The organism is Aeromonas sp. 160P (assembly GCF_055193095.1).
Genome location: NZ_JBUXKV010000001.1, coordinates 105,601 through 127,593 on the forward strand (window position 1 = coordinate 105,601; position 21,993 = coordinate 127,593).

23 protein-coding genes are annotated in these 21,993 nt (G+C 58.1%); 6 read left to right on the forward strand and 17 right to left on the reverse strand.

Features of this window, described 5'->3' with window-relative positions:
* Positions 1 to 25: 25 nt before the first annotated feature.
* Together ptsP and rppH are read right to left on the reverse strand one after the other, a co-directional pair.
* Positions 26 to 2,305, reverse strand: a complete 2,280-nt coding sequence (gene ptsP / locus ACY8FN_RS00520; protein WP_463098946.1) for a phosphoenolpyruvate--protein phosphotransferase — start codon at positions 2,303 to 2,305, stop codon at positions 26 to 28.
* A gap of 13 nt (positions 2,306 to 2,318) precedes the next feature.
* The gene (rppH, locus tag ACY8FN_RS00525) at positions 2,319 to 2,846 is read right to left on the reverse strand and encodes an RNA pyrophosphohydrolase (protein WP_042024265.1); all 528 of its coding nucleotides are present in this window, start codon (positions 2,844 to 2,846) and stop codon (positions 2,319 to 2,321) included.
* A gap of 733 nt (positions 2,847 to 3,579) precedes the next feature.
* Between rppH and mutH the strand changes: the two genes are divergently transcribed.
* Both mutH and ACY8FN_RS00535 read left to right on the forward strand, forming a co-directional pair.
* Positions 3,580 to 4,254 carry a DNA mismatch repair endonuclease MutH gene (mutH, locus tag ACY8FN_RS00530; RefSeq protein ID WP_463098947.1) on the forward strand — a complete coding sequence of 225 codons (675 nt, stop codon included), beginning with the start codon at positions 3,580 to 3,582 and terminating at the stop codon, positions 4,252 to 4,254.
* Positions 4,255 to 4,334: 80 nt separating this feature from the next.
* Entirely contained in the window at positions 4,335 to 4,658 is a 324-nt protein-coding gene (locus ACY8FN_RS00535; protein ID WP_033135513.1) for an isoamylase early set domain-containing protein, read from the forward strand.
* Between the two features lie 104 nt (positions 4,659 to 4,762).
* On the opposite strand, the gene rplS is transcribed toward ACY8FN_RS00535, so the two are convergent.
* From rplS to ffh, 5 genes are all read right to left on the reverse strand, one after another.
* Positions 4,763 to 5,110 (reverse strand): 50S ribosomal protein L19, encoded by a 348-nt coding sequence (rplS, locus tag ACY8FN_RS00540; protein ID WP_005313505.1) that lies wholly within the window; start codon positions 5,108 to 5,110, stop codon positions 4,763 to 4,765.
* 32 nt (positions 5,111 to 5,142) lie between these two features.
* Positions 5,143 to 5,892 carry a tRNA (guanosine(37)-N1)-methyltransferase TrmD gene (trmD, locus tag ACY8FN_RS00545; RefSeq protein ID WP_005340400.1) on the reverse strand — a complete coding sequence of 250 codons (750 nt, stop codon included), beginning with the start codon at positions 5,890 to 5,892 and terminating at the stop codon, positions 5,143 to 5,145.
* A 34-nt stretch (positions 5,893 to 5,926) separates the two neighbouring features.
* Positions 5,927 to 6,448, reverse strand: a complete 522-nt coding sequence (gene rimM, locus ACY8FN_RS00550) for a ribosome maturation factor RimM (RefSeq protein ID WP_042024262.1) — start codon at positions 6,446 to 6,448, stop codon at positions 5,927 to 5,929.
* A 24-nt stretch (positions 6,449 to 6,472) separates the two neighbouring features.
* Positions 6,473 to 6,721 carry a 30S ribosomal protein S16 gene (rpsP, locus tag ACY8FN_RS00555; RefSeq protein ID WP_021141082.1) on the reverse strand — a complete coding sequence of 83 codons (249 nt, stop codon included), beginning with the start codon at positions 6,719 to 6,721 and terminating at the stop codon, positions 6,473 to 6,475.
* A 178-nt stretch (positions 6,722 to 6,899) separates the two neighbouring features.
* Positions 6,900 to 8,276 carry a signal recognition particle protein gene (ffh, locus tag ACY8FN_RS00560; protein ID WP_042024260.1) on the reverse strand — a complete coding sequence of 459 codons (1,377 nt, stop codon included), beginning with the start codon at positions 8,274 to 8,276 and terminating at the stop codon, positions 6,900 to 6,902.
* A gap of 202 nt (positions 8,277 to 8,478) precedes the next feature.
* Here ffh and ACY8FN_RS00565 point away from each other — a divergent pair, with 202 nt between their 5' ends.
* Complete coding sequence (locus tag ACY8FN_RS00565; RefSeq protein ID WP_463098948.1) at positions 8,479 to 9,267, forward strand: cytochrome C assembly family protein; 789 nt, start codon at positions 8,479 to 8,481, stop codon at positions 9,265 to 9,267.
* Positions 9,268 to 9,309: 42 nt separating this feature from the next.
* Positions 9,310 to 10,590: an HlyC/CorC family transporter gene (locus tag ACY8FN_RS00570; protein ID WP_042024258.1), complete on the forward strand. Its 1,281-nt coding sequence runs from the start codon at positions 9,310 to 9,312 to the stop codon at positions 10,588 to 10,590.
* Positions 10,591 to 10,621: 31 nt separating this feature from the next.
* Here the strand turns inward: ACY8FN_RS00570 and ACY8FN_RS00575 are convergent, their stop codons facing one another.
* Positions 10,622 to 11,089, reverse strand: a complete 468-nt coding sequence (locus ACY8FN_RS00575; protein WP_042024256.1) for an Rrf2 family transcriptional regulator — start codon at positions 11,087 to 11,089, stop codon at positions 10,622 to 10,624.
* A 111-nt stretch (positions 11,090 to 11,200) separates the two neighbouring features.
* On the opposite strand from ACY8FN_RS00575, the gene hmpA reads away from it, so the two are divergent.
* Positions 11,201 to 12,394 carry an NO-inducible flavohemoprotein gene (hmpA, locus tag ACY8FN_RS00580; protein ID WP_463098949.1) on the forward strand — a complete coding sequence of 398 codons (1,194 nt, stop codon included), beginning with the start codon at positions 11,201 to 11,203 and terminating at the stop codon, positions 12,392 to 12,394.
* Positions 12,395 to 12,493: 99 nt separating this feature from the next.
* Here hmpA and ACY8FN_RS00585 read toward each other — a convergent pair whose 3' ends face one another.
* From ACY8FN_RS00585 to ACY8FN_RS00610, 6 genes are all read right to left on the reverse strand, one after another.
* On the reverse strand, positions 12,494 to 13,072 hold the full coding sequence (locus tag ACY8FN_RS00585) for a tetratricopeptide repeat protein (RefSeq protein ID WP_463101114.1): 579 nt from the start codon (positions 13,070 to 13,072) through the stop codon (positions 12,494 to 12,496).
* A 400-nt stretch (positions 13,073 to 13,472) separates the two neighbouring features.
* On the reverse strand, positions 13,473 to 14,408 hold the full coding sequence (gene mdh / locus ACY8FN_RS00590) for a malate dehydrogenase (protein ID WP_101317859.1): 936 nt from the start codon (positions 14,406 to 14,408) through the stop codon (positions 13,473 to 13,475).
* Between the two features lie 222 nt (positions 14,409 to 14,630).
* Positions 14,631 to 15,293: an arginine ABC transporter permease ArtM gene (artM, locus tag ACY8FN_RS00595; protein ID WP_463098950.1), complete on the reverse strand. Its 663-nt coding sequence runs from the start codon at positions 15,291 to 15,293 to the stop codon at positions 14,631 to 14,633.
* A gap of 3 nt (positions 15,294 to 15,296) precedes the next feature.
* On the reverse strand, positions 15,297 to 15,947 hold the full coding sequence (gene artQ, locus ACY8FN_RS00600) for an arginine ABC transporter permease ArtQ (RefSeq protein WP_463098951.1): 651 nt from the start codon (positions 15,945 to 15,947) through the stop codon (positions 15,297 to 15,299).
* A gap of 3 nt (positions 15,948 to 15,950) precedes the next feature.
* Positions 15,951 to 16,688 (reverse strand): transporter substrate-binding domain-containing protein, encoded by a 738-nt coding sequence (locus ACY8FN_RS00605; RefSeq protein ID WP_058053929.1) that lies wholly within the window; start codon positions 16,686 to 16,688, stop codon positions 15,951 to 15,953.
* 24 nt (positions 16,689 to 16,712) lie between these two features.
* Positions 16,713 to 17,453, reverse strand: a complete 741-nt coding sequence (locus tag ACY8FN_RS00610; RefSeq protein WP_033114053.1) for an ATP-binding cassette domain-containing protein — start codon at positions 17,451 to 17,453, stop codon at positions 16,713 to 16,715.
* Positions 17,454 to 17,654: 201 nt separating this feature from the next.
* On the opposite strand from ACY8FN_RS00610, the gene argR reads away from it, so the two are divergent.
* On the forward strand, positions 17,655 to 18,125 hold the full coding sequence (argR, locus tag ACY8FN_RS00615) for a transcriptional regulator ArgR (protein ID WP_005340378.1): 471 nt from the start codon (positions 17,655 to 17,657) through the stop codon (positions 18,123 to 18,125).
* A 90-nt stretch (positions 18,126 to 18,215) separates the two neighbouring features.
* On the opposite strand, the gene ACY8FN_RS00620 is transcribed toward argR, so the two are convergent.
* The 3 genes from ACY8FN_RS00620 to ACY8FN_RS00630 all read right to left on the reverse strand — a co-directional run bounded on the left by ACY8FN_RS00620 (position 18,216) and on the right by ACY8FN_RS00630 (position 21,967).
* Complete coding sequence (locus ACY8FN_RS00620; protein ID WP_463098952.1) at positions 18,216 to 19,121, reverse strand: Dyp-type peroxidase; 906 nt, start codon at positions 19,119 to 19,121, stop codon at positions 18,216 to 18,218.
* A 103-nt stretch (positions 19,122 to 19,224) separates the two neighbouring features.
* Positions 19,225 to 20,259: an ABC transporter ATP-binding protein gene (locus ACY8FN_RS00625; RefSeq protein ID WP_463098953.1), complete on the reverse strand. Its 1,035-nt coding sequence runs from the start codon at positions 20,257 to 20,259 to the stop codon at positions 19,225 to 19,227.
* Between the two features lie 82 nt (positions 20,260 to 20,341).
* Complete coding sequence (locus ACY8FN_RS00630) at positions 20,342 to 21,967, reverse strand: ABC transporter permease (RefSeq protein ID WP_463098954.1); 1,626 nt, start codon at positions 21,965 to 21,967, stop codon at positions 20,342 to 20,344.
* Between the last annotated feature and the right edge of the window lie 26 nt (positions 21,968 to 21,993).

A 21,993-nucleotide genomic window follows, 5' to 3' on the forward strand; every position in this document is an offset into this window, starting at 1 on the left:
CGTCAGCAGGGACAAGGCATGATTATCAATCAGTCTGTTTCGTTTTGTGACCGGCACGCAGCAAACCACCCAAACCGTGCTCCTCCAGATAGCGGGCAAACAGGCCACGCAATACATGGGGATTGTCATGCTTGAGGCCATCGGCCATCAGTTCGGTCAACTCGCTCAGGGTGGATTGACGCAGCACGTACTTGATCCGGGCGATGTTGTGGGTGTTCATACTGAAGCGGCGATAGCCCATGGCCAGCAGTAGCAGCACACCGACCGGATCACCGGCCAGCTCGCCACAGACCGACACCGGCTTCTGGTAGCGGTGAGAGGCATCAACCAGCTGTTGCAGGGCGCGGATCACCGCTGGATGGAAGGCGTCGTAGATGTTGGCAACCCGGGAATTGTTGCGATCCACCGCCAGCAGGTACTGGGTCAGGTCATTGCTGCCCACCGACCAGAAGTCGATGAGCGGCGCCATCTCCGGCAAGATAAAGAGGGCTGAGGGCACCTCGATCATCACCCCAAGGCTGGGGTAGCGGATCACCGCATCGCGGCTCGCCGCCTCTTCCGACACTTCCCGCCACGCCTGATCCAGCAAACGACGAGAGGCTTTGATTTCGCTGACGCTGCTGATCATCGGCAGCATGATGGCCAGATTGTCCAGCCCTTCGCTGGCCCGCAACATCGCCTTGAGCTGCACCAGAAACAGTTCGGGGTGATCCAGGGTGATCCGGATCCCCCGCCAGCCAAGGAAGGGGTTTTCCTCGACGATGGGGAAATAGGGTAATGGCTTGTCGCCGCCCACATCCAGCGTCCGCATGCAGACCGGCCGGTTGCGGTAGGTCTCCAGAATGCCGCGATAGCGGGCAGTCTGCTCCCACTCGGAAGGAAAGCTCTCCTGCAACATGAAGGGGATCTCGGTGCGATAGAGACCGACCCCGTCCGCCAGCTGATTGAGGGAGATCTCGGTATCGGCACTGAGCCCGGCGTTGAGCAGCAGGGAGACCTTGGTGCCGTCGGCGGTCTCGGAGGGCAGGCTGTCAACGCTACGCACCAGAGTATCGAGCGCCCGCTCTTCGTTGAGCAGTTGCCGATACTCGGTCAGGATCACCTGGTTGGGTTCGATGAAGAGATCGCCGCTGTAGCCATCGACCACCAACATGCGACCGCCGATGTCGCCGAGTGGCAGATCCACCCCCATGATGGCGGCCACCCCCATGGCGCGGGCCAGAATGGCGGCGTGGGAGTTGGTGCCCCCCTTGAGCGATACCACCCCGGTCAAATACTCGCGGGGCACCTCAGCGAGGATGGTGGCGGTCACCTCGTCAGCAACCAGCACCACCGGCTCGCCAATGGCGATATGTTCCGGTTCGTTCTGCACCAGTCGGCTGATCAGCCGCTGGGCGATATCCTTCACGTCGGTGGAGCGCTCCTGCAGGTAAGGGTCCTTCATCCCCTTGAACTGCTCGATCAGACGATCACTGATCAGCTTGACCGCCGAGACGGCCGTCCAGTGCTCCTTGCTCACCTTGTTGCGGATCGGTTTGATGTAGCCGGGATCGTTCAGCAGATGGAGATAGATATCGAAGATCGCCACCGAATCCTGGCTGTAACTCTCGCGAAAACGCAGCGCCAGACTCTCCAGGTCGTGGCGAACCTCTTCCACGGCCAGCTCCAGCCGGGCCAGCTGGCTCCCATGATCTTCATCCTTGCGCGGGGTGATGGACGAGAGCGCCTTGCGCGGCCGCCACACCCAGGCCTTGGCAATGGCGATACCGCTGGCCCCGGCAATGCCCCGCAGCGGCTTGCTCCAGTCGGTCTTCTGCAGCCACCCCTTGGCTTGCGCCTGAGCGATACGCGCGGCCAGCTGGGCTGCCAGGGTGACCATGAAGGACTCCTCGCCCTCATCGAAGCGGCGACTCTCCTTCTGCTGCACCACCAGAATGCCGACCACCTGACGCTGGTGCATGATGGGAGCACCAAGGAAGGAGCGGAACGCCTCTTCGGCAACATCGGGCAGGAACTTGAAACTGGGGTGAGCGGGGGCATCGGCCAGGTTGATCAGCTCTTCTCGCTGGCCCACTAACCCGACGATACCCTGCTCGAATGGCAGGGTCACCTTATCGACCGCAGAGGATGCCAACCCGTCGGTGGCAGCCAGGCGATAGCGACGCATCTCGGGCTCCGAGACGTACACAGAGCAGCAGTCTACTGCCATGGCCTGCCGAGTCTGGCTTACCAAGGCCTGCAGGGCCTGCTCGAGGGTGTTAGCCTCGGCCATGCTCTCGACGATACGTCTCAGATCCGTTAACAACTAATAGTGCTCCTTAACGAGGACGGTTACGCCGTCCATCCTTCTTGTTGACCTGTACTGCCGGCACCGGCATCGCCAGCGGGACAAACTCTGTCATGACCCGGCGGTAAACCTCTCGCTTGAACGAGACGACCTGACGTACCGGGTACCAGAAGCTGACCCAACGCCAATCATCAAATTCGGGATGGCCATGACAGCCGAACTGGATCCGCGACTCCCTGCCCTGACCCAGTTGTAACAGGAACCATTTTTGCTTTTGGCCAATACAGACCGGTGAACTGTCCCAGCGGACAAGACGTTTGGGTAAACGATACTTTAGCCAGTTACGACTGGTGGCCAAAATGGTCACATCTTCGGGCTTGAGGCCAATCTCCTCATACAGCTCTCGATACATGGCCTGCTCTGGCGTTTCACCATCATCAACTCCCCCCTGCGGAAACTGCCAGGAGTGCTGCCCATAGCGTTTAGCCCACAACACTTGTCCTTCACGGTTACAGATCACGATACCGACATTGGGACGAAATCCGTCGCCATCAATCACGTGATCACCTTATAAAGGCTGAATCTATAAGGAGATTGTTCCACATTCACTCCGTGGCAGCAAACAGGGAGTGAATCCCCTGTTTCATGAATAACTTTCCATTTCAAACATAGTTATAAACAAATTCAACGATCCTCCCGCCCAAGTTGCCCACCCAGACTGTGCATAAAGCTGTTAGCAAACGGGTATATACAGTACTTTTTGACGATAACAAAAAAGCGCCAGCCTGTTCCACCACGCCATGGAAATACAAAAAAACAATTAATATACATAGACTTAAACTATAAAAGCCTGCGTTTGATCTCTCGCATCATCCATGCAGGATCCACGATCCTGATTGTGAACAAGTTCAACTGTTCAAAGATCCACCACGACCAAATTATCCACAGGAGTGGCACAGTATCTACTCGGTTAGCAGGGTAAAAATGGGGTTGCATTCACAATTTTTTGTAACATCTCAGAGACTCATCCCACTTTCATCCACTTATCCAAGATTTCTGTGGATAACTGTGTGTAACATCATGCACAAACCCTTGGACAACTATTTAGAGCTCAAGCAGTGCCAGGATCGCCACTCGATAAAATATATAAAACCCTTTAAAATCATTGTGATGAGCCAACAACCCCCAGATTCTCGGTATTTGATCTTATCCACTCTGGATCGGTTATAAAAACAGCGATCCAGCTCAGGATCCTCCCCTGTTAGACTATGGCGAGCAAGATGGAGCCAAACATGCCAAGCAATCCTCAATCCGAACAGGAGTTATTGAACCGGGCCTACGCCATGGCTGGCTTCACGTTGGCACAACTGGCCGCAGAAGCTGGCGTCGCGGTACCCAGAGATCTGCGTCGTGACAAGGGGTGGGTCGGTCAGTTGATCGAGCTGCAACTGGGGGCCAGCGCAGGGAGCAGGCCGGAGCAGGACTTCCCGGATCTCGGCATCGAGCTCAAGACGATCCCCATCGATCCTCAAGGCAAACCGCTGGAGACCACCTTCGTCTGCGTTGCACCGCTGATCGGTGTCAGCGGTCAACGCTGGGAGGAGTCCAACGTGCGTAACAAGCTCTCCCGGGTACTGTGGATCCCGGTAGAGGGCAGCAGGGAGATCCCGGTCGGTGAACGACGGGTCGGCATGCCGCTGATGTGGAGCCCGAATGAAGAGGAAGATCGGCTACTGCGTCAGGATTGGGAAGAGCTGATGGACATGATAGTGCTGGGAGAAGTGGAGCAGATCAGCGCTCGCCACGGCCAGGTGATGCAGCTGCGCCCCAAAGCCGCCAACAATAAGGCTCTGACTCGCGCCATCGGCCGCGATGGTCAACCCATCATGACCCTGCCTCGCGGCTTCTATCTCAAGATCGACTTCACCCACAGCCTGCTGCAACGCTATTTTGCCTTGCCGACTTGATCTGCCTTATCAACATCTTTGTCATATGGTGGTATAAAAATAGTCAGGAGCCATTTTTAACTCACAGACAAGGAGGCGTCATGCCACTGATCAAACAGTTTTTGAAGTCCAAGCCCGAGGTCAAGGTGACCTTTGCCGTAGAGAAAGAGGCTGCCGCAGGCGCGGAGCAGGTGATGCTGATTGGCGAGTTCACCCAGTGGCAACCGGTCGAGTTGAAACGCATGAAGAGCGGCGAGTTCAAAGCCACTCTCAATCTGCCGACCGACGGCCCGGGTTACTTCGAATATTGCTACCAGCTCATCACGCCGGCAGGGGAAACCCTCTACGAGAATGACTGGGAAGCGGATGACTATGTGCCAGGCCCCTTCGGGCGCGACAACTCGGTGGTACGCGTCATCCAATAGATGACCCTCCCCAAGAACCGGATACAAAAAAGGCTCGCCATTGGCGAGCCTTTTCACTACCTGTCGAGCTATTTGCCGACATATCGACACTAATTCGAATCGAATTAGTTGAGCTTCTCTTTGATACGAGCAGCTTTACCGGACAGGTTGCGCAGGTAGTACAGTTTGGCGCGGCGAACATCACCACGACGCTTCAGTTCTACACTGTGGATCAGCGGAGAGTGAGTCTGGAATACACGCTCAACACCTTCGCCGTTGGAGATCTTGCGAACGGTGAAAGCAGAGTGCAGACCGCGGTTACGCTTGGCAATAACGATGCCTTCGAAAGCCTGCAGACGCTCTTTGCCACCTTCTTTAACACGCACTTGAACACGTACGGTGTCGCCCTGGGCAAAAGCCGGGATGTCGGTACGCAGTTGCTCTTGTTCAAGCTGCTGAATAATCTTGCTCATTGTCTTTCCTTACCTAGGATAAACTGAAAACTCTACTTAACGCTGTCACGCACTTCGCGGACATACTCGGCAAGAAGTGATTCTTGCTCGTCAGTCAGAGCTAGGTTGTTAATAAGTTCCGGCCTTCTTTGCCAGGTTCGTCCGAGCGATTGCTTGAGACGCCAGCGTCGAATCACTTCGTGATTGCCGCTTGTCAGCGCCTCGGGCACCGCCAATCCATCCAACACCTCTGGCCGAGTGTAGTGGGGATGATCCAGCAAGCCATCCGTGAAGGAGTCCTGCTCAGCACTGGCCTGATCGCCCAAGACCCCAGGGACCAGACGCGAAACCGCATCGATCAGGGTCATGGCAGGCAACTCGCCACCACTTAACACGTAATCCCCGATAGACCACTCTTCGTCGACTTCGGTTTGTATCACGCGTTCATCGATACCTTCGTATCGACCGGCTACCAGAATCAGTTTCTGATTCGTCGCCAACTCGGTTACGCCCGCTTGAGTCAGCTTGCGTCCCTGAGGAGAGAGATAGATGACTTTCGCCCCGTCTCCCGCCGCTTGCTTGGCTGCATGAATCGCATCACGCAGCGGCTGAACCATCATTAACATGCCGGGCCCACCACCATAAGGACGATCATCGACCGTACGGTGTTTATCGTGGGTAAACTCCCGGGGGTTCCAGCACTCAATCTGCAGCAGGCCACTCTTGACGGCCCGACCCGTTACCCCGTGCTCGGTAATGGCTCGGAACATTTCAGGGAAGAGGCTAATCACCCCAATCCACATAAGAAACCTCCGGCACCCGTGTTAGCGCGGGAAACTAGAAACCAGGATCCCAATCAACTTCGATTGTTCGAGCAGTCAGATCAATATTCTTGATCACCTGCTCTTCCAGGAACGGAATCAACCGCTCCTTTGCACCAAAGGCATCTTTTACATTGGCCTCAACCACCAACACATCGTTGGAGCCGGTTTCCATCAATTCGGTCACCTTGCCCAGGTCGTATCCCTTGGTGGTCATCACGGAGCAACCAATCAGGTCACGCCAGTAGAACTCACCTTCAGGCAACGCAGGCAATAGATCGGCGGGTACGCCAATCTCGACATTGGTCAATGCCAGGGCATCTTCGCGCACATCGATACCATCGAGTTTGCAGATCAGACCCTTGTTGTGACGCTTCCAGGCCGAGACCTTGAGTTCACGCCACACCCCGTTCTGACTAATCAGCCAAGGGTTGTAATCGAAAATCGCTTCGGCAACATCGGTGAAGGAGTTCACTTTAAGCCAACCCTTGATGCCATAAACGGTACCCAGGGTGCCCAGAACTATAGGTTTTTCCACCTTAACTCCTTACCGTTTGGCTGATTAAGCAGCTTTAGCAGCGTCTTTGATCAGCTTGGCAACGCGGTCAGAAACAGCGGCACCAGTAGCAACCCAATGCTCGATACGAGCCAGGTCCAGGTTCAGCTTTTCGGCAGAACCAGAAGCAACCGGGTTGAAGAAACCAACGCGCTCGATGAAGCGGCCGTCACGGGCGCAACGGCTGTCAGAAACTACTACCTGGTAAAACGGACGCTTTTTCGCGCCACCACGTTGTAAACGAATGGTTACCATATCGTCCTCATTAACATCTAATGAACAAGGCCCGCAAACACGCGGACCCTAGCTTAAAATAAGCCGCGTAATTCTACTTGGATTCGTAATAATTGCAACCAAGCCAGCCATTTTTTGCGCAGAACAGCAATGAAAAAGGGCCTGCCACCGCAGACCCCCCATAAACCCACAGGCCGGATCAGAACGGACCGCGACCGCCACCGAAACCGGGGGGCATCATGTTCTTCATCTGACTCATCATCTTGCGCATGCCGCCCTTGCCGGACATCTTCTTCATCATGCGCTGCATCTCGGTGAACTGCTTGAGCAGCTTGTTCACGTCCTGCACCTGCATGCCAGAGCCTGCCGCGATACGGCGTTTACGCGACCCTTTGATAAGGTCAGGATGAGCACGCTCCTTGGGCGTCATGGAGCTGATGATCGCTTCCATCCGCACGGTCAGCTTGTCATCCATCTGATCTTTCACGTTATCCGGCAAGCCAGACATACCGGGCAGCTTGTCGAGCATCCCCATCATGCCGCCCATGTTGCGCATCTGGGCCAGCTGCTCGCGGAAGTCTTCCAGATCAAAGCCCTTGCCACTCTTGACCTTGTCGGCCAGTTTGGCGGCTTTCTCTTTATCAACGTTGCGCTCGACTTCCTCGATCAGCGACAGCACATCGCCCATACCGAGGATGCGGGAGGCGAGACGATCCGGGTGGAATGGCTCCAGCGCATCGGTCTTCTCGCCCATACCGATAAATTTGACCGGCTTGCCGGTGATGTGGCGCACCGACAAGGCGGCACCACCACGAGCATCACCATCCGCTTTGGTGAGGATCACACCGGTGAGCGGCAGTGCCTCGTTGAACGCCTTGGCGGTGTTGGCGGCATCCTGACCGGTCATCGCATCGACCACGAACAGGGTCTCGACCGGCTTGATGGTGGCGTGCAGATGCTGGATCTCGGCCATCATCGCACTGTCGACGTGCAGACGACCGGCGGTATCGACGATCACCACGTCATAGAATTTCTTGCGCGCCTGATCGATGGCAGCAGTGGCAATGTCGACCGGCTTCTGGCTGGCATCGCTCGGGAAGAAGTCAACGCCGATGTCGCTCGCCAGGGTCTCCAGCTGTTTGATCGCCGCAGGGCGATAAACGTCGGCACTGACCACCAGCACCTTCTTCTTGCTGCGCTCTTTGAGCAGCTTGGCCAGTTTGCCGACCGTGGTGGTCTTACCGGCACCCTGCAGACCGGCCATCAGGATGATGGCGGGCGGCTGGGCAGCCAAGTTGAGCTGCTCGTTGGCCTCCCCCATCACGGTGACCAGCTCACCGTGCACAATCTTGATGAATGCCTGGCCCGGGCTCAGGGATTTGGCCACTTCCTGCCCGACGGCGCGCTCTTTGACGCGCGCCACGAAATCACGCACTACCGGCAGGGCGACATCCGCCTCGAGCAGCGCCATGCGGACTTCGCGCAGGGTTTCCTTGATGTTGTCTTCGGTCAGGCGACCACGGCCACTGACATTGCGCAAGGTGCGCGAGAGTCGTTCAGTCAAATTCTCAAACATGACGGATTCCGGTTCTTGGCGTAATAAATTGGGGGCATTATAACCCAGAGCGGGCGCGAGGACGATTATTCGCCGCACGGCAGCAATAGGGACCTTCTCCCTATATATGGGCAGATCGGCCGTTGCACAACTGGCGAGCACTTCATGTGCAAGGTATACTGCCCCTCTTACCCTCAAAAGCTTGTGTAACAACGACCTGGTTATGATCGTAATCTCTGTTCTGGCCCTGGCGTTCTATCTGCTGGCCATCATCGCCTCCCTGCATCTGTTACTGAGCGCCAAGCCGGTGGGACAGCGCTCCCTGTTTGCCTGTATCGGATTGGCCCTGATCGCCCATGCCAGCACCCTGGGTTCAGAAATCCTGCAAGGGACTGGCCAAAACCTGAGCATGCTCAACGTCGCCTCGCTGGTGAGTCTGATCATCAGTTGTTTCATGAGCTGTATCACACGCCGCTTCAACGGCTGGATACTGCTGCCGGTGGTATACAGTTTCTCGGCCCTGCTGCTGGCCGCCAGTGCCCTGATCCCGGGGCGTTACATCACCCATCTTGAGGCCCATCCCCAGCTGTTGCTGCACATCGGCCTCGCGTTGATGGCCTACTCGGTATTGATGATCGCCTGCCTGTTTGCACTGCAGCTTGCCTGCCTGAACAAACAGCTTAAATCGAGAAAAATCAGTAATCTGCCAGCCATGCCACCGCTAATGACCGTGGAGAAACGGCTGTTCCAGCTGATCTCTACCGGGGTACTGCTGCTGACCCTCTCCATCGCCTCCGGACTCTTCTTTCTTGAAGACATGTTCGCCCAGGGCAAATCTCACAAGACGGTGCTCTCCATCCTGGCCTGGTGTGTCTACGTGCTGCTGCTGTGGGGCCATCACACCTATGGCTGGCGCGGCCGTAAAGTGATTACCCTGAGCCTCATTGGCAGCTTCATCCTTACCCTCGCCTACTTTGGCAGCCGCTTCGTCAAAGAAGTACTACTGAGCTGACCCTCTCTTTATTTTCGTCACACCATCCAACAGGAGCCCTTTTTGGACAGCATCTCAACGAGCACATTACTGATTGTTCTCGTTATTTTGATCCTCTTATCCGCCTTCTTCTCCAGTTCCGAAACTGGCCTGATGTCCATCAACCGCTACAAACTCCGGCATTTAGCCCAAACCAAACATAAAGGCGCACGCCGCGTCGAGAAAATGCTGGCCCGCCCCGATCGCCTGCTAGGGTTGATCCTGATCGGCAACAATCTGGTCAACATTCTCGCCTCCGCCATCGCCACCATTGTCTGTATTCGGTTGTTTGGTGATCTCGGGGTCGCCATCGCCACCTTTGGCCTGACGTTGGTGGTACTGGTATTCGGTGAAGTGACCCCCAAGACGCTGGCAGCCATGTATCCGGAAAAAATTGCCTATCCGGCCTCCTGGATCCTCAAAGGTCTGATGGTGCCACTGTCTCCGCTGGTCTGGCTGATCAACGGCATCACCAGCGGTCTGCTCAAGATGCTGAAGATCACCCCCAACAAGAATGACTCCCTCAACACCGAAGAGCTGCGCACCATAGTCAACGAGGCGGGTAGCCTGATACCGCAACGTCATCAGGAGATGCTGATCAGCATCCTGGATCTCGACAAGATGCTGGTCGAAGACATCATGGTGCCGCGCAGCGATATCTACGCCATCGACATCAACGATGACTGGAAAACCATACTGCGCCAGCTGGCTCACTGCGCCCACACCAAGATCCTGCTCTATCGCGACAACATCGACGACGTTGTCGGCTTTTTGCATGCTCGCGATGCCCTGCGGCTGATGGCCAGGGATCAGTTCAACAAATCGAGTCTGTTACGGGAAGTGGACGAAATTTATTTCATCCCGGAAGGGACGCCCCTCAACGTGCAACTGGCCAAGTTCCAGCGCAACAAGGAGCGGATCGGCCTGATTGTCGATGAATATGGCGATATTCAGGGCTTGATCACTCTGGATGACATATTGGAAGAGATTGTGGGTGACTTCACCACCTCCATGACACCGGCACCCAGCGACGAGATCCACCCCCAGCCGGACGGCACGTTTCTGGTGGAAGGCTCTGCCAGCATCCGCGAGCTGAACAAGGAGATGAACTGGCATCTGCCCATCGACGGGCCACGAACCCTCAACGGTCTGATCCTCGAATATCTGGAGGAGATCCCGCAAGCCAACATCGGGCTCCGGCTGGCAGGTTATCCTATCGAGATCCTCGAAGTGGAGAACAACATGGTCAAGATGGCGCGGATCATGCCGGCTTCTTATCTGGCCAAGCCAGACTCACAACATTAAAAAAGGGCTGCCGATGGCAGCCCTTTTCCTATCACTCGTCCTCTTCATCCGGCTCCAGCACCAGGGTCGGGATCAACTCGCCGAACACCTTTTGCAACTCGTCACGGTTGGCCAGCAAGTCTTGCAACGTATAGCTGTCCATCACCGCCAGAAATGCATCCATCGCCTCTCGCAGCGCACTCTTGAGCAAACAGACCGAGACGATGTGGCAGACGGGCGAGCCGCAGTCGATCCCGTCCAGATTGCCTTCCAGCGCCCGGATCACCTGCCCGACATTGATGGTGGCCGGATCGCAAGCCATGCGAATACCGCCATTCTTGCCTCGCTGGGATTGCAGATAGCCCAGCTTCACCAGCTGATTGACTACCTTCACCATGTGGTTGCGGGAAACGCCATACAAGGCCGATACCTTGGCAACGCTCGACAACTCCCCTTCCGGCAGGGTGGCTAGATAAAGCAGGGCTCTCAATCCGAAATCTGTATAACTGGTTAGTCTCATAAAACCTGATTAGCGCGATGCGAAAAGTGGAGTATTGATTCAAATCAAATAAACATCTAGGATGCCATTTATTAAATGACATTTTATATGTTCAATTAGAACGAGGCCCCTATGCTAGATCAAACCACAGTTGCCGTCATCAAAAGCACCATTCCGCTGCTCGAATCGGCGGGTCCTGCCCTCACCCAGCACTTCTACCAACGGATGTTCAACCATAACCCTGAACTTAAAGATATCTTCAACCTGGCCCATCAACGCAGTGGCGGCCAGCCGCTGGCGCTGTTCAATGCGGTCGCTGCGTATGCCAAGAATATCGACAATCTGGGGGCGCTCGCCGGAGCGGTCGAGCGGATTGCACACAAACATACCGGATTCCTGATCCAGCCGGAACAATATCACATTGTAGGTAGTCATCTCTTGGCCACGCTCAAAGAATTGGGCGGAAGTGCGGTCACCGACGAGGTGCTGGAAGCATGGGGCAAGGCCTATGGAGTACTGGCCGACATCTTCATCGGCCGCGAGCGGGAGATCTATCAGGAGAAGGCCAATCAGGATGGCGGCTGGCAAGGTACCCGCAGCTTCATCATCAAGGAGAAGCGGGCCGAGAGCGCCCTCATCACCTCCTTCCTGCTGGCGCCGGAAGATGGCAAGCCGGTACTGGCCTTCAAACCGGGCCAATACCTCAGCGTCAAGCTGGTTCACCCCGAGCTCGAATATCAGGAGATCCGCCAATACTCCCTCTCCGATGCACCCAACGGGCAGGATTACCGCATCAGCGTCAAGCGCGAGCCGCAGGGTCAGGTCTCCAACCTGCTGCACGATCACCTGCAGGCGGGCGACAAGATCGAGGTGATGCCCCCCACTGGCGATTTTTACCTGAAAGCCGATGGCCATACCCCTGTCGTGCTGCTCTCCGCCGGCGTCGGCGTGACACCGATGATGAGCATGCTCAACCAGCTGCTGGCGAGCGGCCATCAGGCAGAGATCACCTGGCTGCACGCCTGCGAACAGGGCGCGGTGCACGCCTTCCGGGAGGATATTCAGCACACATCCCGCCAGCATCCCAACTTGCTGAGCCGGGTCTGGTATCGGGAGCCGCAGGCCAGTGACGTGCAGGGTCAAGATTACGACCTTGCCGGCACCATGGATCTGGCCGCAGTGCAGGAGCGCATCACGCCAGAGGCCCACTACTACTTCTGTGGCCCCGTCGGTTTCATGCAGGAGATCAAGCGGCAACTGCTGGCGGCGGGGGTGCCTGCCGGGCAGCTCCATTACGAAGTTTTTGGCCCCCATCAAGATCTCTAAGACGCGGACGGCCATATAACAGAGGGAGGTTGCGGCCTGTCATGGCACGGCGGCTGGAACCGGACCCACAGATGCAGATCTGTGGGTCATTTTTTTGGCTCAGTGCATCGCCTTGGCGCGGGCGACCACGTTGGCCGGCATCCGGTTGCCAAGACGGCTGAGCAGACTCGCCGCCTTCTGGTGCTGGGCCTTATCACCAATGACGGAGCCATGGAGCCAGCGGTAGGCATCTTCATAATCGAGCGGACTGCCCATCCCCTGCAGCAGCATCTCGACCCACTCGATGCGGGCGCGCAGAAAACCGAGGCTGGCCGCCTCGCGCATTAGGGTCTCGGCTCGCACCAGATCTTTCTGCACCAGGGTCCCTTTCCAGTAGTAACGCCCCAGTTGCTCCAGCGCAGGCGCCAACCCGTGATTGGCGGCCTCCCACAGATATTGCACCCCGAGCTCGGCATTGGGTTTGGTACAGACGCCCCACGCCAGCATATCCCCCCACAGGAATTGATAGGCCGGGATCTTCATCACCGAGGCGCGCGCTTCGATATCCTGAGTCAGCTGGCAGCGATCCTGCTTCACCTGAGTGAGATGGCGCCCCTGCTCAATCCAGTTGAGCAGTTCGTCCTGTCGATAGAGCGGCACCGCCTGCAACTCGCCAGCGGCCAGAGGAGCAGAAGGCACAACCGCAGCGGCAGGCTCCGACGGTTGTGGCAGTGGCGCTGCTCCCTCGCCACTGCTGGCGACCGGCGTGACCGGCTCGGCCGGGAGCAAGACGGGGGCTGCCTCAGAGGGCGTGGCCGTGGCCGCAGACACAGGCGCTGTTGCCACCGCAGCACTGCTTGCGGTCGGTGTCGAGGCACTGACCGCTGGCGCATCACTCGATACGGCAGCCGATACCGCTTCGGCGCCATAGAGGGGTACGCTGAATGCACCGACAAGAACGAGAAGGGTAAGGGGTTTCATCATAAGGATCTCCTGCTGCACTCTGTTATCGGCACCAACCCCCATCCCCTTAGCCTGCGGGCAGATCTCATCAATACAAAAGGGAGCCGAAGCTCCCTTGTTGACATGGTTGACCCGCTTACTTGACGAAATCGACACCCAGCTGGATATCGGCTTTCAGGGTAGCCAGCATGCCTTCCATCGCTTCCTGCTCGAACGCGCTCAGCTTGCCGTAATCCAGCACGGTTTCGACGCCGTTCTTGCCCAGCAGCACCGGCTGCGCGAAGAAGGTGGCGTGCTCGCCGTTGCCTTCCACATAAGCGCACTCAACAACGTTGGCTTCGCCCTGCAGACCCTTGATGAGCGACAGACCGAAACGGCAAGCCGCCTGACCCATGGAGAGGGTCGCGGAACCGCCACCGGCTTTGGCTTCCACCACTTCGGTACCGGCGTTCTGGATGCGCTTGGTCATGGCAGCTACTTCTTCAGCTGTGAAGGAAGCGCCTTCAATCTGGGAGAGCAGCGGCAGGATAGTAACGCCACTGTGACCACCGATCACGTTGACGCGTACCTTATCGACGTTCAGCCCTTTGGCGGCAGCGACGAAGGTCTCGGCGCGGATCACGTCCAGGGTGGTAATACCAAACAGACGGCGCTTGTCATAAACACCAGCTTTCTTCAGCACTTCGGCGGCAATGGCCACAGTGGTGTTGACCGGGTTGGTGATGATGCCGATCAGTGCTTTCGGGCAAGTGGCCGCGCACTTCTCGACCAGATTCTTGACGATACCGGCATTGATATTGAACAGGTCGGAGCGATCCATCCCCGGCTTGCGCGCCACACCGGCGGAGATCAGCACCACATCGGCACCCACCAGCGCAGGAGTCGGATCTTCACCGCAGAAGCCCTTGATGGCCACGTCGGTAGGAATATGACTGAGGTCAACGGCCACACCCGGGGTGACCGGGGCGATGTCATACAGGCTCAGCTCGGAGCCGGCCGGCAGACGGTTTTTCAACAGCAGAGCGAGGGCTTGACCGATGCCACCAGCGGCACCCAGAACGGCAACTTTCATGATCAACTCCATGTTTAAGCGTAGGTTTAAGGTTATTTGTTGTTGTGGGCCCAACCTTAATTGATCCCCCTATAAAAAACAATCTGATAACAGTTGCAGTCACGGGTTCTGTGAGCAACGAAACAAGCGGGAATAAAAAATGGGGTTAAATACAGAAAGTTGGAGGGGAAGCACAGTTTTTTTGCGCTTCCACTTACCAATAAAGAGGTATTAAAGCAGCACTCAGGATTGAAACGCCAACGCTCGTTTTTCACACCAGCGAAAACCAATTGTTAACAATCCGTTCATCGCCAGATAAAGCCCACCCGCCACCCCGAACACCGCCAGCGTGTCATAAGTCTGGGCATTCAACCCCTGTGCCAGCCCCATGATATCCATGATGGTGATAGTACTGCCGAGGGAACTCCCCTTGAGCACCAGGATCACCTCGTTGGAGTAGGCGGGCACCAGATGGCGGGCGGCGTGGCGCACCTTCATCCAGAGGGTCTGGCCAGCCGAAAACCCCAGTGCCCGACATGCCTCCACCTCACCGGCCGGGATGGCATCGAGCGCCCCCTTGAACAACCGGGTGGAGTAAGCCGCCGTGTTGAGACCCAACGCCAGCACGGCGCAGAACCAGGGCTGCTTGAGCAGCGGCCAGAGCGGGCTGGCCTTAAGCCACTCGAACTGACCCGGACCGTAGTAAATCAGGAAGATCTGAATGAGCAACGGCGTACCGGTAAAGATCAGCACCCACAGTTGCACCAGCTGGGTCGCCACCGGCAGACGCAACTCCAGCACCCAGGTCATCAGGGCCGCCAGAGCTATCCCCAGCAGCAGGCTGAACAGGGTCAGCTCCAGCGTAGTGACCAGACCGCCCAGCAAAGTGACGAGATACTCTTGCATCAGTTAGCCTCCGTAACGGCGGGTGTAGCGGGCAGCCAGCCCGAGGCCGAACTCACTTACCAGACTGATGGCCAGATAGATGAGGGCGGCGGCGGCATACCAGGTAAACGGCTCATAGGTACTGGCCGAGGCCATCTGCGCCTGGCGCATCATCTCGTTGACCCCGATAAGCGACACCAGCGCGGTGTCTTTCAGCAGCACCAGCCACTGGTTGCCAAGGCCCGGCAAGGCGTGACGCCACGCCTGCGGCAACACGATGCGAAAGAAGATGTGGCCCTTGCCAAGACCAAGCGCCAGCGCCGCCAGCCGTTGCCCGGCAGGCACCGCATTGAGCGCCGCCCGCAGGGTCTGGGTCGCATAGCTGGCAAACAGCAGGGAGAGCGCCAGCACGCCACAGGCGAACGGGCTGAACTCCACATACTCGCCAGTGATGAGGAACAGCACCTGGGTCGAGCCGAAGTAGATGAACAGCACCACCAGCAACTCTGGCAGGCCACGGATCAGCGTGGTCAGGGTGGCCACCGGCCACACCAGCGCACGCTGCTTGCTGAGCTCGGCGGCACTGAACGCCAGTGCCAGCACCATGCCCCCGACCAGTGATGCCAAGGCCAGCCCGAGGGTCATCCAGGCTGCATCCAACAACAGGCTCAACATGGCTTACTGCGCGAAGTATTTGTCGAAGATTTTCTGATAGGTGCCATTGGCCTTGATCTCGGCCAGCCCCTTGTTCAGCTGAGTCAGCAGCTCCTGATTGCCCTTGGCAACCGCGATGCCAAAACCGGTACCGAAGTACTTGGCATCGGTCACCGGCGTACCCACCACCGCATACTCCTTGTGCTGCTTGAGCCAGTCGGCAGCGACCGCGGTATCAGCAAACACGCCATCTGTCCGGCCATTCATCATATCGAGGAAGGCGCTCTGGTAGCTGGCGTAAGGCACGGTCAGCAGACCCTTGCTCACCCAGTTATCCACCAGATAGGACTGGTGAGAAGTACCGTTCTGCACGCCGACGGTCTTGTCGACCATCTCTTCCGGCCCCTTGAAGGCCCCTTTCTTGGCGACGAATACCGCCGAGTTCTCGTAGTAGATGTCGGAGAAATCGACCTGAGCGGAGCGCTCCGGGGTCACGTCCATGGCGGCGATGGCGGCATCGTAGCGACGGAATTTCAGGCTAGGGATCAGGCTGTCAAAGGCCTGGTTGTGGAAGCTGCACTCCAGCTTGGCCTGCTCGCAGATGGCACGAGCCAGATCGATGTCAAAACCCTGAAACTCGTTCTTGTCATCCAGGTATTCGAACGGCGCGTAGGTGGCTTCGGTGGCAAACTTGATCTCCTTGGCCATGACGGAGGTACTCAACAGACCCATGGCAGCAACCAACAACAGACTCTTTTTCATGACAGCTTCCTTATCGATTCAATATCAATGCATCAAGAATTCGGCAAACCGGCTGGTTTGCGGAGATTGGAAAATGGCGGCGGTGCCGGATTCGATGATCCGCCCCTTCTCCAGATAAATCACCTGACTGGCCACCTTGCGGGCAAAGTCGACCTCGTGGGTCACCACCACCTGGGTAATGCCGGTCTGGCTCAGGTTGCGGATGATCTCGGCCACCTCTTTGGTGATCTCGGGATCGAGCGCCGCAGTCGGCTCGTCAAACAGCAACACTTCCGGGTCCATCATCAGGGTACGGGCAATGGCCACCCGCTGTTGCTGGCCGCCGGAGAGACGGGCAGGCCAGGCATCACGCTTGTCGGCCAGTTGCAGCTGGGCCAGCAGATAAGCCCCCTTCTCGATGGCGGCCTCCTTGCTCATGCCGAGCACCTTGACCGGCGCTTCAATCAGATTCTCCATCACAGTGAGATGTGGCCAGAGATTGTACTGCTGGAACACCATGCCCACCTTGCGGCGCAGCAGTTGGCACTGGCGGTTGAATTCGGCAGCAGAGAGGGAGTTCGGGAAAGAAAATTCACTTTCACCAATCCGCAAAACACCCGCATCCGGGGTATCCAGCAGGTTCATCATCCGTAGCAGGGAACTCTTGCCAGCACCGCTCGGGCCCAGCAACACCAAGGTTTCACCGGGGGATGTCCGAAAGCTGACCTGTTGCAGAACCGGCACCTTGTGCCAGGACTTCTCGATACCTATTAATTCAATACCCATACAGCCCAATTGAATAAGTTTTCAAAATTTCATCCCGATTCTATCCCTAATAAAGGTCGATGCAAGCCATTTTTGAATCAATATGCAGAACAAGCGCCGCTTCCTTGCAAAAAACGGCATATGAATGCAAAATGGCCTCGCTGTTCGTATCTGCCGCCTGTGCTGCACAGGCCGCCACACCTCCTCATTCGTGAGACCAAGATGAAACACAACGACAAGCAAGAAAAACTGGCCAAGGCCTTTAAAGCCTTGCTGAAAGAAGAGCGCTTTGGCTCCCAGGCAGAGATCGTCACCGCTCTGCAAGAGCTGGGCTTCGAGAACATCAACCAGTCCAAGGTATCGCGCATGCTGAGCCGCTTCGGCGCCGTTCGCACCCGCAACGCCAAGATGGAGATGGTCTACTGCCTGCCGGTGGAACTGGGCGTGCCCACCACCTCCAGCCCGCTCAAAAATCTGGTGCTGGACGTCGACCACAACGGCGCACTGGTAGTGATCCACACCAGCCCGGGCGCGGCCCAGCTGATTGCTCGCCTGCTCGACTCACTCGGTAAGGCAGAAGGGATCCTCGGCACCATCGCCGGTGATGACACCATCTTCATCACCCCGACCAGCGACACCGATATCGAAGAGCTCTACCTCTCCGCCCTCGAGCTGTTCGAACAGACCCCGTAATGGTGACAACCGCGTCATAGCGGTCACGCCAGAACGAAAAATCCCGGCCAAGGCCGGGATTTTTGTTTTCTGCATCTTCGTCAGGTGGGCTTATTTGCCCTGCGCCATCAAAAAACCTTCCGATGGGGCGAAGAAAGCCGCGCCGGTCACCGCCTTGGTGAAGCGCAGCAGGTGGTCGAAGTGGCTGCCCTCCCCCTTGTACATGCTGGCCAGCATGGCGTTGAAGTGCAGCGGTGTACGGCAGCAGGAGATGAAGTAGAGCCCCTGCTCGCTCATGGTGCCCCAGGGCATGCTCTGGCGCAGGATCTCCATGGACTCCCCTTTCGGCGTCTTGAGATTGACCCGCTTGATATGGGCGGTCAGCGGCTTGGCGGCAGACTCATACTCGATGTTGTCGGGCTTGGTGCGACCTATGATGTCTTCCTGCTCTTTTTGCGCCAGCTTCTCCCAGTCACTCATGGCATGGACCCAGCGCTGAACGTGGATGTAGGAGCCACCGGCAAATTCGCCCCCTGCCAGCAGCGCCACTTCGGCGCGGTGCTCATCCTGCGGGTTCTCGGTGCCATCGACGAAACCGGTCAGGTCGCGGCAATCCAGATTGCGGAAGCCACGCACCTCTTCGGCCAGCTCCACCACTCCGGCCAGCAGCGCCATCACACGGTGACCGACGTGGTGCAACACGTCCACCCGATCGGCACGCAGCTGCACGAAGAGATCAAACGGGGTGTTGGGGGCTTCCTGACCGTTGGCGGATTGCGCCATAAAGCCGCGGAACTGGGGCGGACGGGCGGCAGGATAGAGACCATCCCAGGCATCGGCGCCAACGGCGACCAGACCGCTGAACCCGGCATCGGGAAAATCGGCGGCCACCGCCTGCCACAGGGCGGGCAACTTGGCCAGACGGCCGACCAGTTCGGCGGCATCGCCGGTGCGATTGAACATCAGATAGAGGGCGTGCAGATTCGGCTCTGCGCAGATCCCGGCTTGGGCTTTCATATATCTCTCCCCTGAGTAGGCGTTAGCGTTACGGGCTATTTGCGTTGCGCGATTATAAACCAGAGTTGTTCCAGTTCTTTGATTTCACGACGATATCACGCGTTCAGGGCAAAGGGTCAAACAACACCAGCCCATGGGGGGCGACCTTGATCCGTGCCCGCATCCCTGCAAGGGGTTCGCCAATGCTCGCCTCCAGCCGCAGCTCGCCACACTCGAACAGCACCCGGCAGTGATGGCCGAGGAACTGCTGCTCCACCACCTTGAGCTCGCCATCTGCGGCGCTCTCCAGCAGCAACTGCTGGGGTCTAAGCATCAGCTGCAACTGCTCGCCCACCGCGCGACCATGAGGCTCGCTGCCACAGATGACCCCGAGCGCCGTCTGCACGCAGTGGCTGTCCACCACCTCGGCGGCCAGATAGTTGACGCCACCGAGAAACTCCGCCACGAAGCGGTTTTGCGGGCGGCGATAGAGCTGCTCCGGCTGACCCACCTGCTCGATATGGCCAGAACGAAACAGTGCCAGCCGATCGGCGAAGGCAAAGGCCTCTTCCTTGCTGTGGCTGACGAAGATGGCGCCGATCCCCTGCTGCTTGAGCAGGGCGCGGATCTCGAGGATCAGCTTCATCCGCACCTGGGTATCGATGTTGGAGAAGGGCTCATCCAGCAGCATCAGCCGCGGCTTACACACCAGCGCCCGGGCGATGGCTACCCGCTGCTGCTGACCGCCGGAGAGCTGATGCGGATAACGATCCCCCAGCCCCTGCAGATTGACCAGCGCCAGCGCCTCATCCACCTGCTGCTGACGAGCACGGCGATCGAGTTTGGTCAGACCAAAGCCGACGTTGTCGGCCACCGTCAGGTGGGGGAAGAGGGCGTAATCCTGGAAGATCATCCCGATATTGCGCGCCTCGGGCGGCACGCTGGCACCCGGCCCGTCGAGCAGAGTATCGCCGAGACAAATCGTGCCCTCTGCCAGCGGCAGCAGCCCGGCGATAGCCTTGAGCAGCGTGGTTTTGCCGCAACCACTGGCCCCCAGCAAGCAGACGATCTCGTTGTCTGCCACCGTCAGGGAGAGCTGTTCCAGCACATTGCGGCCGTTGTAACGGCAGCTGACATTTTCAACCTGCAAGCAAGACAAGGCTGACTTCCTCTCGTTTCTGGCGGTGCGCAGCCTTTCGATCAAGCACACCGCATGCAATTTCATTGGCCGACGTGGCGACTCAGTGGCCCGGACTGTCCAGACTGCGATTGACCCAGATCAGCGGCAACAGTCCCACCAGCACGATGACGATGGCCCCCAGCGCGCCGCGCTCCAGCATCTCGTCCGAGACGAACTGGTAGACGTGGGTCGCCAGGGTATCGAAGTTGAACGGCCGCAGCAGCAGGGCGGCGGGCAGCTCCTTCATGGATTCGATGAATACCAGCATGGCACCGGCAAATAGACCACGGCGCACCAGCGGCAGATGGACCCGCCGCAGCATGGCGCCATCCCCCTGCCCCAAGGATCGGGCCGCCATGTCGAGGCTGGGGGAGATCTTGCCCATGCTGCTCTCCACCGAGCCGATGGCGATGGCCACAAAGCGCACCAGATAGCCGAACACGATGGCGGTGATGGTGCCGGTCAGCAGTAGCCCCGGCCCCTGACGCCCCAGCCACTCGGCCAGATCGTTGATGGCAAAATCGAGAGCGGTGAGTGGCACCAACACCCCGATAGCCAGCACGGTACCCGGCATGGCATAACCCATGGCCGCGATGCGCAGGGGCAGCAGGCTCTTGATCCCGCCATCGAGACGGCGGAAGAAGCCGAGCAGCAGGGCGATGCCCATGGCCAGCAGGGCGGTCAGCGCCGAGATGAGCAGACTGTTACCGGCAAAGCGGACAAACTCCGGCGTCCACGACAGCTCGAAGTAGCGCACCCCGTAATCGAGCAGGATGACGAACGGCAGAGCGAAACCGGCCAGCACCAGCCCCCAGCACCAGAGACCCGCCAGCCAGCGGCTCATCCCCTTGAGTGGATAGCGCAGCGGCTGCTCATGGCCCATCGACTTCTGGAACACCTGCTGCCGACTGCGCGAGCGGCGCTCCAGCGCGATCAGCAACACCACCGCCAGCAGCATCAGGCAGGAGAGTTTGGCTGCGGTGGCCAGACTACCGTAGCCGAGCCAGGTGTCGTAGACCGCAGTGGTCAGGGTGTTGATGGCAAAGAAATGGACGGTGGCAAAATCAGCCAGAGTCTCCATCGCCACCAGAGATACCGCCACCATGATGGCGGGACGTGCCAGCGGCAGACTGAGACGGCGAAAGCTCTGCCACGGCGTACAGCCGAGCAGGCGGCTGGAGTGGATCAGGCTGACCGACTGCTCCAGAAAGGAGGCGCGAGTCAGCAGATAGACATAGGGGAACAACACCAGCGCCAGCACCCAGGCGGCGCCGCCAAGGGAGCGAATGGCCGGAAACCAGTAATCGGCCGGACTGTTCCAGCCAAAGAGCGCTCGCAACCCTGCCTGTAGCGGGCCCGAGTAGTCGAGCAAGTCGGTATAGACGTAGGCGACGATATAGGAGGGCATCGCCATCGGCAGCATCAAGGCCCACTGCAGGGCCCGCCGCCCCGGCACCTGACACATGGCCACCAGCCAGGCGGTAGGCACACCAAACAGCAGGCTGAGCAATACCACGCCGACCACCAGCCCCAGGGTATTGGCCAGATAGTCGAGCAACACGGTATCGGCGAGGTGGCGAAAGAGATCTCCCTCAGCCGAGAAGGCAGAGAAGAGCAGGGCAATCACCGGTAAACCCAGCAGCAGGGCGGTGGCCCAGCTGCCGGTAATCCATCCAAAATTTTTCATGAGACCACAGAGGTTGATGGGGCCGT

Bases quoted from the DNA above. Each gene is read 5' to 3' on its own strand.
- trmD (WP_005340400.1), bottom strand. From the start codon at position 5,892: ATGTGGATTGGGGTGATTAGCCTCTTCCCTGAAATGTTCCGAGCCATT.
- mutH (WP_463098947.1), top strand. From the start codon at position 3,580: ATGCCAAGCAATCCTCAATCCGAACAGGAGTTATTGAACCGGGCCTAC.
- rplS (WP_005313505.1), bottom strand. From the start codon at position 5,110: ATGAGCAAGATTATTCAGCAGCTTGAACAAGAGCAACTGCGTACCGAC.
- ACY8FN_RS00605 (WP_058053929.1), bottom strand. From the start codon at position 16,688: ATGAAAAAGAGTCTGTTGTTGGTTGCTGCCATGGGTCTGTTGAGTACC.
- ACY8FN_RS00630 (WP_463098954.1), bottom strand. From the start codon at position 21,967: ATGAAAAATTTTGGATGGATTACCGGCAGCTGGGCCACCGCCCTGCTG.
- artQ (WP_463098951.1), bottom strand. From the start codon at position 15,947: ATGTTGAGCCTGTTGTTGGATGCAGCCTGGATGACCCTCGGGCTGGCC.
- artM (WP_463098950.1), bottom strand. From the start codon at position 15,293: ATGCAAGAGTATCTCGTCACTTTGCTGGGCGGTCTGGTCACTACGCTG.
- ACY8FN_RS00620 (WP_463098952.1), bottom strand. From the start codon at position 19,121: ATGAAAGCCCAAGCCGGGATCTGCGCAGAGCCGAATCTGCACGCCCTC.
- ACY8FN_RS00610 (WP_033114053.1), bottom strand. From the start codon at position 17,453: ATGGGTATTGAATTAATAGGTATCGAGAAGTCCTGGCACAAGGTGCCG.
- ffh (WP_042024260.1), bottom strand. From the start codon at position 8,276: ATGTTTGAGAATTTGACTGAACGACTCTCGCGCACCTTGCGCAATGTC.
- mdh (WP_101317859.1), bottom strand. From the start codon at position 14,408: ATGAAAGTTGCCGTTCTGGGTGCCGCTGGTGGCATCGGTCAAGCCCTC.
- ACY8FN_RS00535 (WP_033135513.1), top strand. From the start codon at position 4,335: ATGCCACTGATCAAACAGTTTTTGAAGTCCAAGCCCGAGGTCAAGGTG.
- ACY8FN_RS00565 (WP_463098948.1), top strand. From the start codon at position 8,479: ATGATCGTAATCTCTGTTCTGGCCCTGGCGTTCTATCTGCTGGCCATC.
- hmpA (WP_463098949.1), top strand. From the start codon at position 11,201: ATGCTAGATCAAACCACAGTTGCCGTCATCAAAAGCACCATTCCGCTG.
- ACY8FN_RS00575 (WP_042024256.1), bottom strand. From the start codon at position 11,089: ATGAGACTAACCAGTTATACAGATTTCGGATTGAGAGCCCTGCTTTAT.
- argR (WP_005340378.1), top strand. From the start codon at position 17,655: ATGAAACACAACGACAAGCAAGAAAAACTGGCCAAGGCCTTTAAAGCC.
- rpsP (WP_021141082.1), bottom strand. From the start codon at position 6,721: ATGGTAACCATTCGTTTACAACGTGGTGGCGCGAAAAAGCGTCCGTTT.